12 protein-coding genes are annotated in these 17,633 nt (G+C 53.8%); 4 read left to right on the top strand and 8 right to left on the bottom strand.

Features of this window, described 5'->3' with window-relative positions; genetic code table 11:
* Window positions 1-6: 6 nt before the first annotated feature.
* The 5 genes from PK629_09190 to PK629_09170 all read right to left on the bottom strand — a co-directional run bounded on the left by PK629_09190 (window position 7) and on the right by PK629_09170 (window position 5,117).
* Window positions 7-714, bottom strand: a complete 708-nt coding sequence (locus PK629_09190) for a glutamate synthase (GenBank protein ID HOP11649.1) — start codon at window positions 712-714, stop codon at window positions 7-9.
* A 106-nt stretch (window positions 715-820) separates the two neighbouring features.
* Window positions 821-2,038 carry an FAD-dependent oxidoreductase gene (locus PK629_09185; protein ID HOP11648.1) on the bottom strand — a complete coding sequence of 406 codons (1,218 nt, stop codon included), beginning with the start codon at window positions 2,036-2,038 and terminating at the stop codon, window positions 821-823.
* A gap of 2 nt (window positions 2,039-2,040) precedes the next feature.
* On the bottom strand, window positions 2,041-2,469 hold the full coding sequence (locus tag PK629_09180; GenBank protein ID HOP11647.1) for a 4Fe-4S binding protein: 429 nt from the start codon (window positions 2,467-2,469) through the stop codon (window positions 2,041-2,043).
* Between the two features lie 2 nt (window positions 2,470-2,471).
* On the bottom strand, window positions 2,472-3,977 hold the full coding sequence (locus PK629_09175) for a glutamate synthase-related protein (GenBank protein ID HOP11646.1): 1,506 nt from the start codon (window positions 3,975-3,977) through the stop codon (window positions 2,472-2,474).
* A gap of 36 nt (window positions 3,978-4,013) precedes the next feature.
* Window positions 4,014-5,117: a hypothetical protein gene (locus PK629_09170; protein ID HOP11645.1), complete on the bottom strand. Its 1,104-nt coding sequence runs from the start codon at window positions 5,115-5,117 to the stop codon at window positions 4,014-4,016.
* A gap of 666 nt (window positions 5,118-5,783) precedes the next feature.
* Between PK629_09170 and PK629_09165 the strand changes: the two genes are divergently transcribed.
* The 4 genes from PK629_09165 to PK629_09150 all read left to right on the top strand — a co-directional run bounded on the left by PK629_09165 (window position 5,784) and on the right by PK629_09150 (window position 14,378).
* Window positions 5,784-7,868, top strand: coding sequence for a glutamine synthetase III (locus tag PK629_09165; GenBank protein ID HOP11644.1), 2,085 nt, complete (start codon window positions 5,784-5,786; stop codon window positions 7,866-7,868).
* Between the two features lie 172 nt (window positions 7,869-8,040).
* The gene (locus PK629_09160; protein HOP11643.1) at window positions 8,041-9,759 is read left to right on the top strand and encodes an ammonium transporter; all 1,719 of its coding nucleotides are present in this window, start codon (window positions 8,041-8,043) and stop codon (window positions 9,757-9,759) included.
* A gap of 30 nt (window positions 9,760-9,789) precedes the next feature.
* Window positions 9,790-11,364, top strand: coding sequence for an asparagine synthase B (gene asnB / locus PK629_09155; protein ID HOP11642.1), 1,575 nt, complete (start codon window positions 9,790-9,792; stop codon window positions 11,362-11,364).
* Window positions 11,365-11,924: 560 nt separating this feature from the next.
* Window positions 11,925-14,378, top strand: a complete 2,454-nt coding sequence (locus tag PK629_09150; GenBank protein HOP11641.1) for an FAD-dependent oxidoreductase — start codon at window positions 11,925-11,927, stop codon at window positions 14,376-14,378.
* A 476-nt stretch (window positions 14,379-14,854) separates the two neighbouring features.
* On the opposite strand, the gene PK629_09145 is transcribed toward PK629_09150, so the two are convergent.
* The 3 genes from PK629_09145 to aroQ form a co-directional block, all read right to left on the bottom strand.
* Entirely contained in the window at window positions 14,855-15,247 is a 393-nt protein-coding gene (locus PK629_09145; GenBank protein ID HOP11640.1) for a hypothetical protein, read from the bottom strand.
* 317 nt (window positions 15,248-15,564) lie between these two features.
* A complete protein-coding gene (locus PK629_09140) occupies window positions 15,565-16,788 on the bottom strand; it encodes a hypothetical protein (GenBank protein HOP11639.1) in 1,224 nt (407 codons plus the stop codon).
* Window positions 16,789-17,003: 215 nt separating this feature from the next.
* On the bottom strand, window positions 17,004-17,429 hold the full coding sequence (aroQ, locus tag PK629_09135) for a type II 3-dehydroquinate dehydratase (GenBank protein HOP11638.1): 426 nt from the start codon (window positions 17,427-17,429) through the stop codon (window positions 17,004-17,006).
* Window positions 17,430-17,633: the final 204 nt, after the last annotated feature.

The following is a 17,633-nucleotide window of genomic DNA, read 5'->3' as shown; positions in this document are numbered from 1 at the left end:
CTCCTTTCAGTTTGCAACGTACAATTCTTTATAGGGATTGGAGGAGTTCGGGGTGAGTTGGATATATTCCCGTGCCAGAACCGGCGCCGGGTCGACGCCGAAATAGGCGCAGTATTTTTCGATGTAGGATTTTGCATCGGACAGATCGGCGGGTTCGACGTGCACCTGCGGCGGGAAAGAGAGCTCATAGGAGGTTTTGCGCAGAATGATCTTGCCGCCGTGCATACCCGTGCCGCAGAAATTGCCGACGATGCGTTCCTGATCACAGAGACCCAATACGATGATCAGGCCGCCGGCCAGATATTCGCCTAAAAAGCTGCCGGTTTTTCCGCCGATGACCAGCACCGGTTTTTTGTCCATGTATTGCTTCATATGCACGCCGGAACGGTAGCCGGTGTTGCCTTTAATATAGATTTCCCCGCCGCGCATGGCATATCCCACCGTGTCGCCGCAGAGGCCGTGAACGACGATTTTGCCGCTGTTCATGGTGTCGCCGACCGCGTCCTGCGCGTTGCCGTGTACCGTGAGTTCGGCACCGTCCATATAGGCGCCCAGCGCGTTGCCGGGTACGCCGTAGATGTCGACGGTGGCTTTGCCGAGACCCGCCGCGATAAAGCGCTGTCCGAGGGCGTTTTTAATCTCGAACTTTTTACCGGCTTTGCGCACCAGTTCGTTGAGTTCGGTATAAGTTAAATTTTGAGCGTCGATTGTCATATTGTTTCCATCCTCCCGGATATATCATGTAGGGGCGGATATCATCCGCCCGCGGGCAGTTATGCGGTTATCTCTCGGGCGGATACGATCCGCCCCTACTATTATATTATTTGGCTTTACCCGCAAGGGTCTCATCGCGGTATTTTTTCGAGAAGCACAGCAGAGACGGCTGTTTGCAGACCAGATCGAAATCGATGGAGGAAAGCGGTTTTCGCTCGCGGATCAACGCGGTATAGATGCCCGCTTTGTCGATGTCGTCCACCAGAATGAAGCCGTTCAGATGGTCGTCGCAGTAATACAGCTTTTTCAGGCCGTTGGAACGGTCGATATAGCATTCGCCGACCGGGCTGCCTGCGGTCATGATGTGCATGCCGAGCAGTCCCATCGCGTTCATCGGCATGGCGCAGTCAAACGACGCCTCGCCGCCCGCCATATCGATGCCTGCGGTTTCGCCCTGCCGGTAAGCGTTCGGCAGCAGCGCCAGGATCCGGCTCTGGCAGCAGGTGATGTCGTCGCTCTCGGTGCAGTCGCCCGCCGCCCAGACATTCGGCAGCGAAGTGCGCTGTTTGTGGTCGGTCAGGATGCCGCGCCCGACATTACCACCCGCGTCTTTGATCAGTTCGGTGTTGGGACGCACGCCGACCGCGAGAACCAGAATATCAAAGGGGATGTCGTCGCCATCTGTTTTAGCGACATTGCCCTCAAAGCCCTTGATGGCGCAGCCGAGCCGCAGGGCGATACCCTTTTCGGTCAGCATCTCCTGCACGGGAGCCGCAGAATCGTCGTCGAGAATGCTCGAGAGCACCCGGGGTGCCATATCGGCCACGGTGATCTTTTTGACCCGTCCGTAGATGCCCTCGGCGCATTTAAGGCCGATCAAGCCACCGCCGACGATCAGGACGCTCTTATCTTTATCGAGAACCTTTTCGAGGTTCAGCGCGTCGTCGAACGACATAAAGGTGAATTTCTCCGGCACCGTGTCGAGCCCCGAAAACGGCGGCACGAATGCTCGGGAGCCGGTTGCGACCAATAATTTGTCGTAGGGGACTTTTTTGCCGTCGGAAAGCGTGACCGCTTTTTCGTTGATGGCCGTTACCTCGCCGTAGACGAGTTCGCAGCCGTTGTCGGCATAGAAACTGTCGGGGCGGTATTTGATGCGCTCACCGTCAGTCTTGCCGCAGAGATAATAGGAGATCAGCGGGCGGGAATAGGTATGGAAATGTTCCTTGGAGATGACCGTGATCTTCCCCTTTGAACTGACCGAGCGGATGCCCTCGATGCAGCCGACTGCCGCAGCCGAATTTCCGATAATAACATAATTCATGGCTATCTCTCCTCAAACACGATTGCGCCGTTCGGGCAGCCCGTGACGCAGGCCGGCGTTCCGCCGTTCTTGATGCAGAGTTCGCACTTCTGCACCGCGCCCTCGTCGTCGCGCGAAACCGCGCCGTAGGGGCAGACCAGCATGCAGGTCAGGCAGCCGACGCATTTGTTGCGGTCGATGGAGATCAAACCGTCCTTGCGGGTCAGCGCGCCGGTGATGCAGCTTTTGACGCACAGCGGTTCGTCGCAGTGGCGGCAGGAGACCGCATAACTGATCTCCTCACCCTCTTCCACGCGGATGCGCGGGCGGATGACCCGCAGGTCGCGCAGGGCAAAGGCCATGTTCTTTTTGCCGCTGTTGGCAAATGCGCAGTTATATTCGCACAGATGGCACCCTAAGCACCATTTTTCATTTACATATACTCGTTTCATGCTCATTCTCCTGCGTGGGCGATGCCCAGAATCTCAAGCTCTTTTTCGTTCAGGCCGACGCCGCGCAGCATGGCGCGGTTGCCTCTGAGCGCTTCGATGGAGTTGATGCCCATACTGCCCATAAATTCCTTGATCTCGTGGTTCCAGGCGGTCATCAGATTGATCAGACGCTTATAGCCGAGATCGGGGTTCAGGCGGCGTACCAGTTCGGGGCGCTGGGTCGCGATGCCCCAGTTGCATTTACCGGTCTGGCAGCTGCGGCACAGGTGGCAGCCGAGTGCGATCAGAGCGGCGGTTGCGATATAGACCGCGTCTGCACCCAGTGCGACGGCTTTGACCACGTCGGCGCTGGAGCGGATGGAACCGCCAACCACCAGCGAGACGTTGTCGCGGATACCCTCCTGACGCAGACGGGAATCGACGCTGGCAAGCGCCAGTTCGATCGGAATGCCCGTGTTGTCGCGGATGCGGGTCGGCGCTGCACCGGTGCCGCCTCTGAAGCCGTCGATGGCGATTACGTCTGCACCACTGCGGGCGATGCCGCTTGCAATCGCCGCAATGTTATGCACTGCGGCCACTTTTACGATGACTGGTTTTTGATAAGCCGAGGCCTCTTTGAGGGAATAGACCAGCTGACGCAGGTCCTCAATGGAATAGATATCATGATGAGGCGCGGGGGAGATGGCGTCGGAACCGACCGGAATCATACGGGTGGCCGAGACATCGCCGACGATTTTCGTGCCGGGCAGATGTCCGCCGATGCCGGGTTTTGCGCCCTGACCCATCTTGATCTCGATGGCCGCGCCGGCCTCGAGGTAATCTTTATAGACGCCGAAACGGCCCGAGGCCACCTGGACGATGGTGTTGGGTCCGTATTCGTAAAAGTCCTTATGCAGGCCGCCCTCGCCGGTGTTATAGAAGATGCCCAGTTCCTTGGAGGCGCGTGCCAGACATTCATGCGCGTTGTAACTGATGGAACCGTAGGACATCGCCGAGAACATGACCGGCATCGACAGTTCGAGTTGGAGCGGCAGTTCGGGCAGCAACGTGCCGTTTTTGTCGCGCTTGAGTTCGGCGGTCTTTTTGCCCAAGAACACGCGGGTCTCCATCGGCTCGCGCAGCGGGTCGATGGACGGGTTGGTGACCTGGGAGGCGTTCATTAAAATCTTATCCCAATAAACGGGGAGATTCTGTGGATTGCCCATTGAAGACAGCAGAACGCCGCCGCTTTCGGCCTGTTTGTAAATCTCTTTGATCAGGCTCGACTGCCAGTTTGCGTTTTCACGAAACTCGTTTTTGTTCTTGATGATCTTTAACGCTTTCGTGGGACAAAGAGAGACGCACCGGTGACAATCGACGCACTTTGATTCATCCGCTATCATCCGATCCGCCTCAGCCAAATAAGAGTGTACCTCGTTGGCACACTGTCGCTCGCAGACACGGCAGCGGATGCAGCGCGTGTCGTCGCGGAGTACTTCGAAATCGGGATATTTGAAATCAATCGACATAATTACAGCAATTCCTTTCCGCTAATAAACGCAGGCTTACCCTTTGGCCTTGGCGGGCTTTTTTTCGAGGGTGAAGATGATCGGTTCGCCGCCTGCCGGTGAATAGAGGTTTTCTGCGTCGGGTTCCATCTGGCGGATGGCGCATTCCTCGCTGGCCACATAGGCGATTTTGCCCTTTTCGGCGGCCACCATCGAGCGCAGTTTCAGTCGGTCGTTGAGCGCCATCATGCCGCCCTCATAGCCGAGCAGAATCGAGAACGGGCCGGTAATCAACAAGCTGCCGAACGCCTTACGCAGACGGGTGCAGCGGTCGCGTTCCTCTTCGGGCATGCGTGAGATCGTGGTCCAGAACGACGCCGAGAAGACGTTCGCGACCTCTTTGGGCGTCAGACCTTTGCGGCGCATCAGATAGTCGGTCATATAGGTGATGACCTCGGTATCGGTCAGAAGCGTACATTTATAACCGAACATCTCGATATAACGGCGGTTGGCGTCGTAGGAGGAAATCTCTCCGTTATGTACGACCGAGTAATCGAGCATCGCAAACGGATGTGCGCCGCCCCACCAGCCCGGGGTGTTGGTCGGATAGCGGCCGTGACCGGTCCAGCAGTAGCCCTCGTATTCGTCGAGGCGGTAAAATTCGCCGACGTCTTCGGGGAAGCCGACCGCTTTGAACACGCCCATATTCTTGCCGCTTGAAAAGACATAACTGCCTTTGAAATTGGTGTTGATATTAATGACCGCACGGGCGACGTATTCGCGCTCGTCAATGCCGCTGTCTGTCAAACGGTTGTGGTTAGGCGCGACAAAATACCGCCAGATCAGCGGGATATCGGTGATTTTAGATGATTTTCGGATCGGAATACGAGAAAGGTTGACCACCTCGAACATCTTGTCGAGATAGGTTTCACACTCTTCTCTGGCCGCCGCGTCATTATAAAACAGGTGCAGAGCATACAAGTCGGCATATTGCGGATAGATGCCGTAACCGGCAAAACCGCCGCCCAAGCCATTGGAACGCTCGTGCATCACGGTCATCGATTTAACGATCTTTCCGCCGTTGATGGGCGTGCCGTCTTTGGCGAATACTCCTGAGATCGCGCACCCCGAAGGGATGCGGACTTCTCCTTCACGAATCATAACAGTACCTCACAGTTTAATCGGGACAAAAACAGATAGCAAAAAAGCGCCGCCGCGCAGACTTACTCATCGCGCGGTGAACGCCTTTGTCCACAACCATAGTATATAATGCGAATTCCGGATTGTCAACAGTTTTTCACTTTTGGATGAAAAACGGCCCTCCCGCGCAGGAAATATTTCGTTATAATAGCATAAAAACCGCAAATATTCCTGTAAACGGTTCTAAATAACAGGCTCGGGAATAAAAAATACGTTTAAGAAAATAACAGTTAAAGATTTAAAAACCGCAAATCCGGTGGATACAGGAATCAAGGGTTACGGCTATTTTAACATATTTATAATAAGTATGTCCAGTTAAAATCGTTTCTCCTGCACCGTGAATTTCGAGAACAACGGATGATGTCCTTGCATATGATAGGGGTGCGGTGGTTATGCCGCAATGACGAAATCAGGTGTGCGAACGGGCTGCGTTCCCTCCGATCACAGGGGTTGCTTGCGTTTGCTTCGCGCACACTCGAATTTTTTTAAAAAGGGTATTGACATTATTTCAAAAATGGTGTATAGTACTACCATATTACGGCAAAGGCGCCGCAGATTAATTTCTGTGGCGTCTTTTCCTTTTACTATATAAAATGATCGATCATTTTTTACAAAGGAGACATGGTTATGACAAATATTCCCGAGATCTTCGGAAGCATGGTGTTCAACGACTCAGTCATGAAGGCACGGCTCCCCAAAGAGACCTACCGATCGCTTAAACAGACGATCAAAGAGGGGAAAACGCTGGATCTTTCAGTGGCAAACGTCGTTGCAAACGCGATGAAGAACTGGGCGCTCGAAAGAGGTGCAACCCATTATACCCACTGGTTCCAGCCGATGACCGGCATCACCGCCGAAAAACACGACAGCTTTATCTCGCCCGACGGTGACGGCGGCGTGATCTTGGAATTTTCGGGCAAAGAACTTGTCAAGGGTGAACCTGACGCTTCGAGCTTCCCCTCCGGCGGCCTGCGTGCCACCTTTGAAGCCCGCGGCTATACCGCCTGGGACCCCACGTCTTTTGCGTTTATTAAAGAGGGCATCCTCTGCATTCCGACGGCGTTCTGCTCCTATGCGGGCGAGGCGCTCGATAAAAAGACCCCTCTGCTGCGTTCGATGGAAGCCATCGACATCCAGACCCAGCGCATTTTAAAGCTCTTCGGCAACGAGACGGCTTCGATCAAGACCACCGTCGGCCCCGAACAGGAATACTTTTTGGTACCCAAAGAACTCTATGACCGCCGCAAGGATCTGATTTTCACCGGACGCACCCTGTTTGGCGCAATGTCCCCTAAGGGTCAGGAACTCGAAGATCACTATTTCGGCTCCATCAAGCAAAAGGTTATGGAGTATATGCAGGATTTGAACGAGGAGCTTTGGAAACTCGGCATCTCGGCCAAGACCGAACATAACGAAGTGGCTCCCGCCCAGCACGAACTGGCCCCGGTCTTTGCGACTACCAACGTCGCCACCGACCACAACCAGCTCACGATGGAACTGATGCAGAAAATCGCCAAACGCCACGGCATGGTCTGCTTACTGCACGAGAAACCCTTCGCGGGCGTCAACGGCAGCGGCAAGCACAACAACTGGTCGATTTCCACTGCCGAAGGGCAAAACCTCCTCGAACCGGGCGATACCCCGTTCGAAAACGCCCAGTTCCTGCTGATTCTCTGCGCGGTCATCAAGGCCGTTGACGAGCATCAGGATCTGCTGCGCATCTCGGTCGCCAGCGCCGGCAACGATCACCGTCTCGGTGCAAACGAAGCGCCTCCCGCCATCGTCTCGATTTTCCTCGGCGATGAGCTGACCGGTATTTTGGATGCCATTGAAAAAGATAAGGCCTATGACGGCAAGGGCCAGACCAAGTTTGAAATCGGCGTCAACGTGCTGCCGCATTTCCCCAAGGACACCACCGACCGCAACCGCACCTCGCCGTTTGCCTTCACGGGCAACAAGTTCGAATTCCGCATGCTCGGCTCGGCCAACTCCATCGCCTGCGCCAACATCATGCTGAACACGGCCGTCGCCGAGGCTTTCCGTATCTACGCGGATAAACTCGAAGGCGCAAAGGACTTTACCGGTGCGCTGCACGAGTTGATTCAGTCCGAGATCAAAGCCCACAAACGCATTGTCTTCAACGGCAACGGTTATGACGACGCCTGGATCGAAGAGGCCGAAAAACGCGGACTGCTCGACCTGCGTACAACGCCCGACTGCCTGCCGCTGCTGATCTCCGACGAGAACGTCAAACTCTTCAAACAGCACAAGATCTACACCGAGGCCGAGATCAAGTCACGCTACGAGATCATCCTTGAAAACTACGTCAAGATCATCACCATCGAGGCACTCACGATGATCGATATGACCGACAAGGACATTCTCCCCGCAATCAGCGGCTATGTCAGCGGTCTGTGCAAAACAGCCGAGCTGAAGAAGGGCCTGAAATGTGCGGCCGGTTACGAAGCAAAGACCGCCGTCAAGCTCTCCGAACTCAGCGATTCGATCCTCGAAAGCTGCGAGGCGCTCAAAACGGGTCTCTTTGAACTCAAAGAAATTTCAGAATCGCTTGAAGCATCCGAGTTCTGCAAAGATACCGTCATCCCCACCATGGAAAAACTGCGCACCGTGTGCGATGAGGCCGAAGGTCTGACTGCTACAGACGCTTGGCCGCTGCCGAGTTACGGCGAGATGCTGTTCGGCGTCAGATAAATATATAAAAGACAGATAAAAGAGAAAAAGCAGCTCGAAAAAAGAGGAAACGCAACCATACACATCATATAAACAGGAGAAGGAAGTTTTGGATTAATCGCCAAAGCCGTAGTTGAAGTTTGCTTTGCGACCCCCGAAACGACCGCTCCCCAAATGAAAGGAAGGCAACACTATGGACAACATCACGGTACTGTTTTCGGACGTCGACAATCTATGGGTACTGATCGCTGCGGCGCTGGTCTTCTTTATGCAAGCCGGATTCGCAATGGTTGAGACCGGATTTACCCGTTCCAAAAACGCAGGTAACATCATCATGAAGAACTTGATGGACTTCTCGATCGGCACACCGCTTTACTGGCTGGCCGGATTCGGCATCATGTTCGGAACCCAGAGCGCGATCTTCGGGGGAATCGATCTGTTCACACGGGGCGATTACTCTGCGGTTCTTCCCGCGGGCGTCAGTTTACCCGCATTCCTGATCTTCCAGACCGTTTTCTGCGCCACGGCGGCGACCATCGTCTCCGGCGCTATGGCAGAGCGCACAAAGTTCAGTTCTTACTGCATCTACAGCGCGATGATCAGCTTGCTCATCTATCCGATTTCCGGACACTGGATCTGGGGCGGCGGCTGGTTGGCCGGTCTCGGCTTCCATGATTTCGCCGGTTCCACAGCGGTCCATATGCTCGGTGGTGTTGCCGCACTCGTCGGTGCCATCGTACTCGGACCCCGTATCGGCAAATATGACAAAGACGGCAAATCCAGAGCTATCCCCGGCCACAGCATCACCTTGGGCGCACTCGGCGTGTTCATTCTGTGGTTCTGCTGGTTCGGATTCAACGGCGGCTCCACCGTGTCCATGACAAACGGCGCCGCGGAAGTGGCCGGTTTGGTTTTCGTCAACACCAACCTCGCAGCGGCCTGCGCGACAGTCGCGGTCATGCTGATCACTTGGATCCGTTATAAGAAACCGGACGTCTCGATGACCCTGAACGGCTCTTTGGCCGGTCTGGTCGCTATCACTGCGGGCTGCGACGCCGTTTCTCCTATGGGAGCAGCCATCATCGGCGTTCTGGCAGGTTTCGTGGTTGTCTTCGGTATTGAGTTCGTTGACAAAGTGCTCAAGGTCGACGATCCGGTCGGCGCGGTCGGCGTCCACGGTTTGAGCGGCGCATTCGGCACAATTATGACCGGTGTGCTTGCGACACAGGATTCGCTGGATGCATGGGGCATGACACGGCTCCAGTCCATCGGCACACAGGCCCTCGGTGTTCTCGCCGTCGCCGCTTGGTGCGGAATTACCGCGACCATTCTGTTTGTCACCTTGAAAAAGACAACCGGTCTGCGTGTCAGTGCCGCTGAAGAAATCAGCGGTTTGGATCTGCCCGAACACGGTTTGGCCAGCGCGTATGCCGACTTCATGCCGATGGTCGAAAGCGACATGGCGGCGATTGCACCGATTATCGCAGCTGTGGAAGCCCCTGCGGTGCCAGTTGAGGCGGCCGTTCCGGTTACCAAGGTTGTCAATCCGGGTGCAAAACTGACCAAGCTCGATATCGTCTGCAAGCAGGAGCGTTTCCCGATCCTCAAAGAGGCTCTCGGCGAACTGGGCGTGACCGGTATGACCGTCACCAACGTGCTCGGCTGCGGCGTCCAGGGCGGACACACGGAATATTATCGCGGTGTCAAACGCGAAGTCAATCTGCTGCCGAAGGTCTGTGTTGAAGTCGTGGTTTCGAAAGTTCCCGTTCGGGATGTGGTCGAGGCGGCCAAGAAAGCATTGTATACGGGACATATCGGTGACGGTAAGATCTTTGTCTATGATGTTGAAAATGTCATCAAAGTACGTACAGGTGAAGAGGGCTATGCAGCTCTTCAGGATACAGAATGTTAATGATCTAAAATTGATCGGGGGTTTTTGAGTTTGTGCACCATCATCGGTTTTACCGAAAACAACATCTCTAAAGGCGAGGTTTCCCGCTGCCTTGAATGCACTGGGAGACGCGGACCGGACGGAGAACGGATTGAGGACGCCGGAAAAGGTCTGTTGGGATTCCAGCGGCTGTCAATCATGGGCCTTACACCCGAGGGTATGCAGCCGTTTTCGCTGGGATCCAGCAAAGCGGTCTGTAACGGCGAGATCTACGGATTCCGCCCCATCAAGGAACAGTTGGCGAAGAAATACACCTTCAAAAGCGACAGCGACTGTGAGATTCTGCTGCCGATGTACCGCGAATACGGTCTGAAGATGTTTTCGATGCTCGACGCAGAGTTCGCCCTGATCCTCTATGACGGGGAAAAAGATGAGTTCATCGCTGCCCGTGACCCTATCGGCATTCGGCCGTTGTTCTACGGGAAACGCGGTTCGGGATTGGTGTTTTCCAGCGAGGCGAATAACCTCGTCGGCGTGTGTGATCGGATTTATCCGTTCCCGCCGGGCTGCTATTACGCAGACGGTCAATTCACCCAATACTGCGATATCGCGAAACCGGAGAAGGTCATCACATCAGACGTCGAAACCGTCTGCAAAAACATCCATGATAAATTAATCGCGGGCGTGAGCAAGCGATTGGACTCCGACGCACCGCTGGGCTTCTTGCTCAGCGGTGGTCTGGACAGTTCGCTGGTCTGCTCCATCGCGGCCCGTGAACTCAAAAAACCCATCAAGACCTATGCCATCGGCATGACAACCGACGCCATCGACTTGAAGTACGCCAAGGAAGTCGCCGAATACATCGGCAGCGACCATACCGAGTTCTATATGAACGACGAAGACGTGCTTGCGGTTCTGCCCGAGTTGGTGCGTTCGCTGGCCACCTATGACATCACGACCATCCGCGCCTCGATCGGCATGTATCTGCTGTGCAAGCAGATCCGCGAGCATACCGATGTGCGCGTGCTGCTGACCGGTGAAATCTCGGACGAGATGTTCGGTTATAAATACACCGATTTCGCGCCGAGTCCCGAGGCGTTCCAGACCGAGGCCGAAAAGCGCATCCGCGAACTGTACATGTACGACGTGCTGCGCGCCGACCGCTGCATCTCCTCTCATTCGATGGAGGCGCGCGTTCCGTTCGGCGATCTCGATCTCGTCAAATACGTCATGGAACTCGACCCCAAGACCAAGATGAACACCTACGGCATCGGCAAATATCTGCTGCGCCATGCGTTCGAGGGCGACTGGCTGCCGGAATCGATTCTGATGCGCCAGAAAGCCGCTTTCTCCGACGCGGTGGGTCATTCGATGGTCGATGTGCTCAAGGCCTATGCCGAACAGCGTTATACCGACGAGCAATTTGAACGGCTTTCGGCCAAGTATACCCACGCAAGACCGTTTACCAAGGAGTCGCTGCTGTACCGCGAGTTGTTTGAGCGATTCTATCCCGGACAGGCCGAGATGGTCGTCGATTTCTGGATGCCCAACAAGACCTGGCCCAACTGTGCGGTCAACGACCCGTCGGCACGCGTACTCTCCAACTACGGCGCAAGCGGAAAATAGAATCCATTAACAGATATAAAGAGATAAATTCACGAAAAGCGTGAAAAATGAGGAAAACAGATATGACACCGGCGCGGCTCGATTGAGCCGCGCCGGTGTTCGTTTTCGCAGTTCAATCGTCATTGCGAGGGGCTTTAGCCCCGTGGCAATCCAGACGCTTGTTTTCTGGATTGCTTCGTCGCGCGCGGCACTCCTCGCAAAGACGGTATCAGACCACCCCGGCGCTATGCGCCACCCCTCCACAGAGGGGAATTTATGCGAGGTCGGAAACGCGGCTACGAAGCGATAGAATTTGTAGATTCTGCTTCGCGTTTGAGAGCGGCGTCTCGCCGCCCGCATTGTGATATAGTTACAGAATGAAAACGGCGGGATGGTTATAATTACAGATAATCCATAAATGCCGGTGAGGAAGCGGCTTTATGAAAAAAATTCGGTCAAGGATACGAATTTTTACGAAATGGTGTATAATAGAGAGAAAGAGCGCGAAGACAGCTTTACATTTCCCGATTTGCACTGATTCGGAACAGGTTTAAATTTTCGGAAAGGTCGGTATCAAACATATGAAGAAAGTAGTCATTATCGGCGGTGTGGCCGGCGGCGCAACCTGCGCGGCGCGTCTGCGCAGATTGGATGAAAGCGCAAATATTGTCATTATGGAGCGTGGGGAATACATTTCCTACGCCAACTGCGGCCTGCCCTATTATGTCGGCGACGTGATCAAGAACCGCGCTTCGCTGCTGCTGCAGACCCCGGAGGCCATGAAGAAAAAATATAACATCGACGTGCGCGTGAAAAACGAGGTCGTTTCCATCGACCGCGAGAAAAAGGAAGTCACCGTCAAGCGGGTGGACAGCGGCGAGACCTATACCGAACCCTATGACACGCTGGTCATTTCGACCGGCTCTTCTCCAGTGCGTCCGCCAATTCCGGGCATCGACTCCTCGCGCATCCAGACCCTTTGGACCGTGCCCGACACCGACCGCGTCCGCGCGCTGGTGCAGGATCAGGGCGTCAGGACCGCAGCGGTCATCGGCGGCGGCTTTATCGGACTCGAGATGGCCGAAAACCTGAAACACGCCGGCGTCGAGGTCAATTTGATCGAGGCGCTGGATCAGGTGATGTCGCCGATCGATTTCGAGATGGCGCAGCTTCTGCATGAAAACCTCCTGCAAAACGGCGTCAAGCTCTTTTTGGGCGACGGCGTGAGTTCTTTTACCGATAACGAACATGACGTGACGGTCACTCTCAAGAGCGGCAAAACCGTGAACGCCGAACTCGTGATTTTATCCATCGGCGTGCGCCCGAACGGCGAACTCGCCAAGTCGGCCGGACTGGCCATGAATCCGCGCGGCGGCGTGGTCGTCGACAAGAATCTCAAGACCTCCGACCCCAACATCTACGCCGTGGGCGATGTGATCGAGGTCGAGGACTTCACTTGGAAAGAGCCGACGATGATTCCGCTGGCCGGACCCGCGAACAAGCAGGGCCGTATCGCCGCAAACAACATCAACGGCGCCAACGAGGCCTATGCGGGTACGCAGGGCACCTCGGTGGCGAAGATATTCGATCTGACTGCCGCATCGACCGGTGCGAACGAGAAGGTTTTGATCAAGCGCGGCATGGTCAAGGGCAAGGACTATGAGAGCATCACCATTACGCAGAACTCGCATGCCGGATATTATCCGGGCGCGGTTCCGCTGACTTTAAAAATGCTGTTCTCGATGGACGGCAAAAAGATTTTCGGCGCGCAGATCGTGGGCAAGGACGGCGTTGACAAACGCATCGACACGCTCTCGACCGCGATTCGTCTGGGCGCAACCGTCCACGACCTGCAGGACCTCGAATTTGCCTATGCGCCGCCGTATTCTTCGGCAAAAGACCCGGTGAACATGGCCGGATATATGGCCGGAAACGTGCTGGCGGGCAAAGTGGCGTACTCCCCGTGGGACGTACTCGAAAAAAAACCTGAGGCGGTCGCGCTGGACGTCCGTGAGGACGCCGAGCTGCTGGCGTTTGCTCTGCCGAACGCAAAGCACATCCCGCTGGGACAGGTGCGCGGCCGCATCAATGAGTTGGATAAATCCAAAGATATCGTCGTTTTCTGCGCCATCGGCGTGCGGGCTTACAACGCCGCGCGGGTTTTGATGAACGAGGGCTTTAAACATGTGACGATTTATCCCGGCGGCGCCCGGTTTTACCAGTCCACACACTATCAGCCCGACATCACCCCGATTGCACAGGCGAGTATTTCCGACAGCGGCCATATGGACACCAAGGACGTTCCGAAGGCGTCGATGCGGCTGGATTGCAGCGGCATGCAGTGCCCCGGCCCGATCATGACGGTATTCGAGACCATGAAGAGCATGCGCGACGGCGATGTCGTCGAGGTTTCGGCTTCTGACCCGGGCTTTGCGCGTGACATCGTGGCCTGGACCCGTCGTACCGGTAATACGCTGGTTGCCAACGATCGGCGCGGCGACGATTATATAGCGCTCGTGAAAAAAGGCAGTGCCACTACTGCGGCTCCCGTCGTAAAAGACAATACCGAAGGCAAGACGATCATCGTCTTCTCGGGCGATCTCGACAAGGTACTGGCCAGTTTTATCATCGCGAACGGCGCGGCGGCCATGGGCAGGCCGGTGACGATGTTCTTCACCTTCTGGGGGCTGACCGTACTGCGCAAACCCAAGAAGCAAAAGGTCAAGAAGTCGTTTATGGAATCCATGTTCGGGGCGATGCTGCCGCGCGGCAGCAAGAAGCTCAAGCTGTCACGGATGAATATGGCCGGCATGGGCACCGCGATGATGAAAAAGATCATGGGCGACAAGAACGTCGATTCGCTGGAAGAACTGATCCGCAAGGCCATGAAGGCCGGCGTTAAGATTGTGGCCTGCACGATGAGCATGGACGTCATGGGCATCAAGGAAGAAGAATTGATCGAAGGCGTCGAACTCGGCGGCGTGGGCGCTTACCTCGGCGATGCGGAAGAATCGAATGTGAATTTGTTTATTTAATTGGTTATATCATGTAAAAGTTGTCATCCTGAGCGGAACAAAAGCGGCCATATCATGTGATATGGCCGCTTTTTGTGTAGTCGAAGGATCTCGTTAATTTCAAGTTTACGGGGAATGTTTTACAATAGCCACCATAAGACCGAGATTCTTCGACTTGCGCTCAGAATGACAAAAACGGGGAACCACCATAGCCCAACGGGTTATGGTGGTTATTTGTTGTGGGCATTTGAGGATTCGAACCCCAAGACTAGAGTACCTCTAAATATACTTCCGGATTACACTTTTTCGCTTAAACATCTGCTACAATGCCCACTCCAGCCCGTAGAATACCCCAGGATGCCCACAATCATTGTAATAATCATCATAATCATTCCTTTCAAATCGAATTTAATTTCAAATTTGTCAGTTAGTTTTATGGTGTATGCAAATGATATGGTGGAAAAAATGGATATCAAGAAGTAGATAAAGGTCATTGATTATTGTCCAATATAGCGGAACATTGAGAAACAAGTGTTTGAGGGTTGGCTTATAGTTTTTTTCTCATCAAGAAAAGAAAACTGCTCAAGGCCATCGATATTAAAAAATCTCATTTCGACGTTATCAATATTCTCATCCTTAATGTCTTGTGATAATTGAATTGCTATGTATTGAGATAAAGAATAATTTTTACCTTCGCTTTTTCCTCCAATATTTTTATGGCATTTAGAGTTTTTAACAAGAGTTGAACTTTCTTTGTTTAATAAGACTGCAAGCTGATATGCTGTTAAAAAGCACGTTTCATCTTTGTTCTCTGAACGATAATGATCAACAGATTTTAGAATTTCTATTAATGCCTCGCGGATTTTTGCCCAATCATTTTGACTACTCATAATAACCCTCCTATTTTTTACAATTTACCTATAACAACATAATATAGCATAATTTAACATATGTCAAGCGTTTAAATCAAAAAATTAATCATCCCTCTACAGTAGGGGGATTTACGGATTTTGGATGCGCCAACCCCTACAAAAAGACGGGCGAACGCAGTTCATCTCGCCCTACTATAAATTTGAGAAAGATATATTTCGGAATGGTCAAGACCATTCCCTACAATTTTACGGATATGTCACTTTAAACTTTACGTTTTACACTTTGCACTTGTTAAGGGCGGCGGGCGCACACACAGGTGCGCCCCTACAATTTGTTAATATGCTCTGACCAGTTCCATCACGGTTTGTTCCCAGATTTCGAGGTGGTTGGGGTTATGGGCGACGGTGCTGATGTCCTTGAGGGTGAGCTCGCAGGTGCAGTTGTTGCGGGCACAGGCGTCGAGCAGGTGCTTAACTTCATTGCGGATGACCTCGCGGTCAAAAGCCGCGCCGACATTGGCGGGGTTCGGCTTCAGGGCGACGACGTAATCTTTGCCGATGGCTTCGGCGGCGATATCCGCGTTGGCCCACGGGGTGATTGAGATTTTGCGCAGGCGGGGAATCTTTTTGACGATATCGATCTTTTTGTCGAGCGGTTCGCAGCAGCCGTAATAGACCAATCCGAACGGCTCCATCAAACGCTTTTCATACTCGATTTCGAACTCCTCGTGCATCTCTTTGGAGACGCTGGCAAAAATCTGCGCCGTGCCCCGGCCCCAGACATTTTTACGCAGCACGGGTTGATCGGGTTCGGTTACCAGTTCATCGCAGAGTCCGGCGGTGCAGTGGAGGATGAGCGGGTCGCGGTCCAAAAGCCCGAGTTCTTCGAATTGGCGGTACTGCTCGATAAACATCCGGGTCATCTTTTCCATGATCGCATGGGAGTGTTCGGGGCGGTCGACCAGGTCGATTAACAGATTGGTCACACCGCGATAGGTCGAGATTTTGTCCCACGGGGTGATGTAAGCACCCTGCCCGATGAGCCGAATCGGGATGATGTCGCCGACAGCTTCGTCGAGTTTTTGCTGAATGGCGAGGGTGGCTTTTTCCTCGTAGGTGAATTTGGGCATTTTCAGCTTGTCGATATCTTCGGGATTGGCCAACTGATCGGTATATTCATGCGATTTGATATTATTGCCGTCTCCGGTCTCGATGGTGTCTTCGATCACGGACAGCCAGCCGCTCTCGCCGCCGATGATCTTGTCGACGGGGATATAGGGCGGCACAATCATATCGCAGGGGTAATGGCGCCATTTATAAAGCATACGGCGCATGTGCTGCTCGGCTCTGCGAAAATCGGGGTCGGTGCAATATAAAGTCAATTCGCCGCCGGTGTTCAGCTCGCACCACGGCTCCTCATTGATCAAAACGACCGGGCGGATCATGCGCAGGCCGTTGACGGCGCGGTAGAGTTTGGCGTTTTCGGCGTTGCGCGGATGGCCTGCGGCCTCGGCGTATTCGTTGGCAAGGGTTCTTAAAATCTCTCTGTCGGTGGGCATGGTGCGTCCCCTTTCGGTTGAATGGTTAATTTTGCTCTATTATATCATGACCGCCGAATAAAACAAGTGCCGACCCCTCGGGGTCGGCATACCGTAGGGGCGGATATCATCCGCCCGTAACCAATGAAATGGATTTATTATGAATTTCCATTTTACGTTGATATTTTTTCGTTCCGGGATATTCTTTAAGATCAGCGGGCGGATAATATCCGCCCCTACGGTTTTATTAAGATATCTACCGCATCGAGGTATCCTTGAAAATGCTTACCGGCGATGGTGGCGAGGCAGGCCCCGGAGGTGTAGGAGTGTTGACGATAGGTCTCGCGCTTGGAAATGTCGGAAAGGTGTACCTCGACCGCCGGAATGCCGACCGCTTTGATGGCGTCGGGAATCGCGATGCTGGTGTGGGTGTAGGCCGCCGGATTGATGATCAGACCGTCATAGACACGGAAAGCCGCCTGAATCCGGTCGACAATCGCACCCTCATGGTTGCTTTGAAAAAAATCAACCTCGACGCCTTTTTCGGCACAGTAATCTCTAACCAATGTCTCGAGGTCGGACAGGGTTTGGCTGCCGTAGATGTCCGGTTCGCGGACACCTAGTAGATTCAGATTCGGGCCATTGATGACCAGCAGTTTCATAGTGATGTTCCTTTCGTTGCAATTTCCGGTGGCTTGATTAGGCCGAGATCCTTCAGACTTTAAGGAACAATCTGCAGATTGTTCCCTAAAAGAATTTTTCAGAAGAAAAATTCTTCATGCGCACGGTTGTGTGCTTCGCTCAGAATGACAAAGTGATGTTTCCGGTGGCTTGGATGAGTCCGAGATTCTTCGGCTTCGTGCGCT

This window comes from Oscillospiraceae bacterium, from assembly GCA_035380125.1.
Classification (GTDB): domain Bacteria; phylum Bacillota; class Clostridia; order Oscillospirales; family JAKOTC01; genus DAOPZJ01.
Note: the sequence above shows the minus strand (reverse complement) of the source record. Positions and strands in the feature narration are given on the sequence as shown.

What these genes read in the sequence shown, in the direction of transcription:
- PK629_09190 (HOP11649.1), bottom strand. Translation starts at nt 714, where the DNA reads ATGACAATCGACGCTCAAAATTTAACTTATACCGAACTCAACGAACTG.
- PK629_09185 (HOP11648.1), bottom strand. Translation starts at nt 2,038, where the DNA reads ATGAATTATGTTATTATCGGAAATTCGGCTGCGGCAGTCGGCTGCATC.
- PK629_09180 (HOP11647.1), bottom strand. Translation starts at nt 2,469, where the DNA reads ATGAAACGAGTATATGTAAATGAAAAATGGTGCTTAGGGTGCCATCTG.
- PK629_09175 (HOP11646.1), bottom strand. Translation starts at nt 3,977, where the DNA reads ATGTCGATTGATTTCAAATATCCCGATTTCGAAGTACTCCGCGACGAC.
- PK629_09170 (HOP11645.1), bottom strand. Translation starts at nt 5,117, where the DNA reads ATGATTCGTGAAGGAGAAGTCCGCATCCCTTCGGGGTGCGCGATCTCA.
- PK629_09165 (HOP11644.1), top strand. Translation starts at nt 5,784, where the DNA reads ATGACAAATATTCCCGAGATCTTCGGAAGCATGGTGTTCAACGACTCA.
- PK629_09160 (HOP11643.1), top strand. Translation starts at nt 8,041, where the DNA reads ATGGACAACATCACGGTACTGTTTTCGGACGTCGACAATCTATGGGTA.
- PK629_09150 (HOP11641.1), top strand. Translation starts at nt 11,925, where the DNA reads ATGAAGAAAGTAGTCATTATCGGCGGTGTGGCCGGCGGCGCAACCTGC.
- PK629_09145 (HOP11640.1), bottom strand. Translation starts at nt 15,247, where the DNA reads ATGAGTAGTCAAAATGATTGGGCAAAAATCCGCGAGGCATTAATAGAA.
- PK629_09140 (HOP11639.1), bottom strand. Translation starts at nt 16,788, where the DNA reads ATGCCCACCGACAGAGAGATTTTAAGAACCCTTGCCAACGAATACGCC.
- aroQ (HOP11638.1), bottom strand. Translation starts at nt 17,429, where the DNA reads ATGAAACTGCTGGTCATCAATGGCCCGAATCTGAATCTACTAGGTGTC.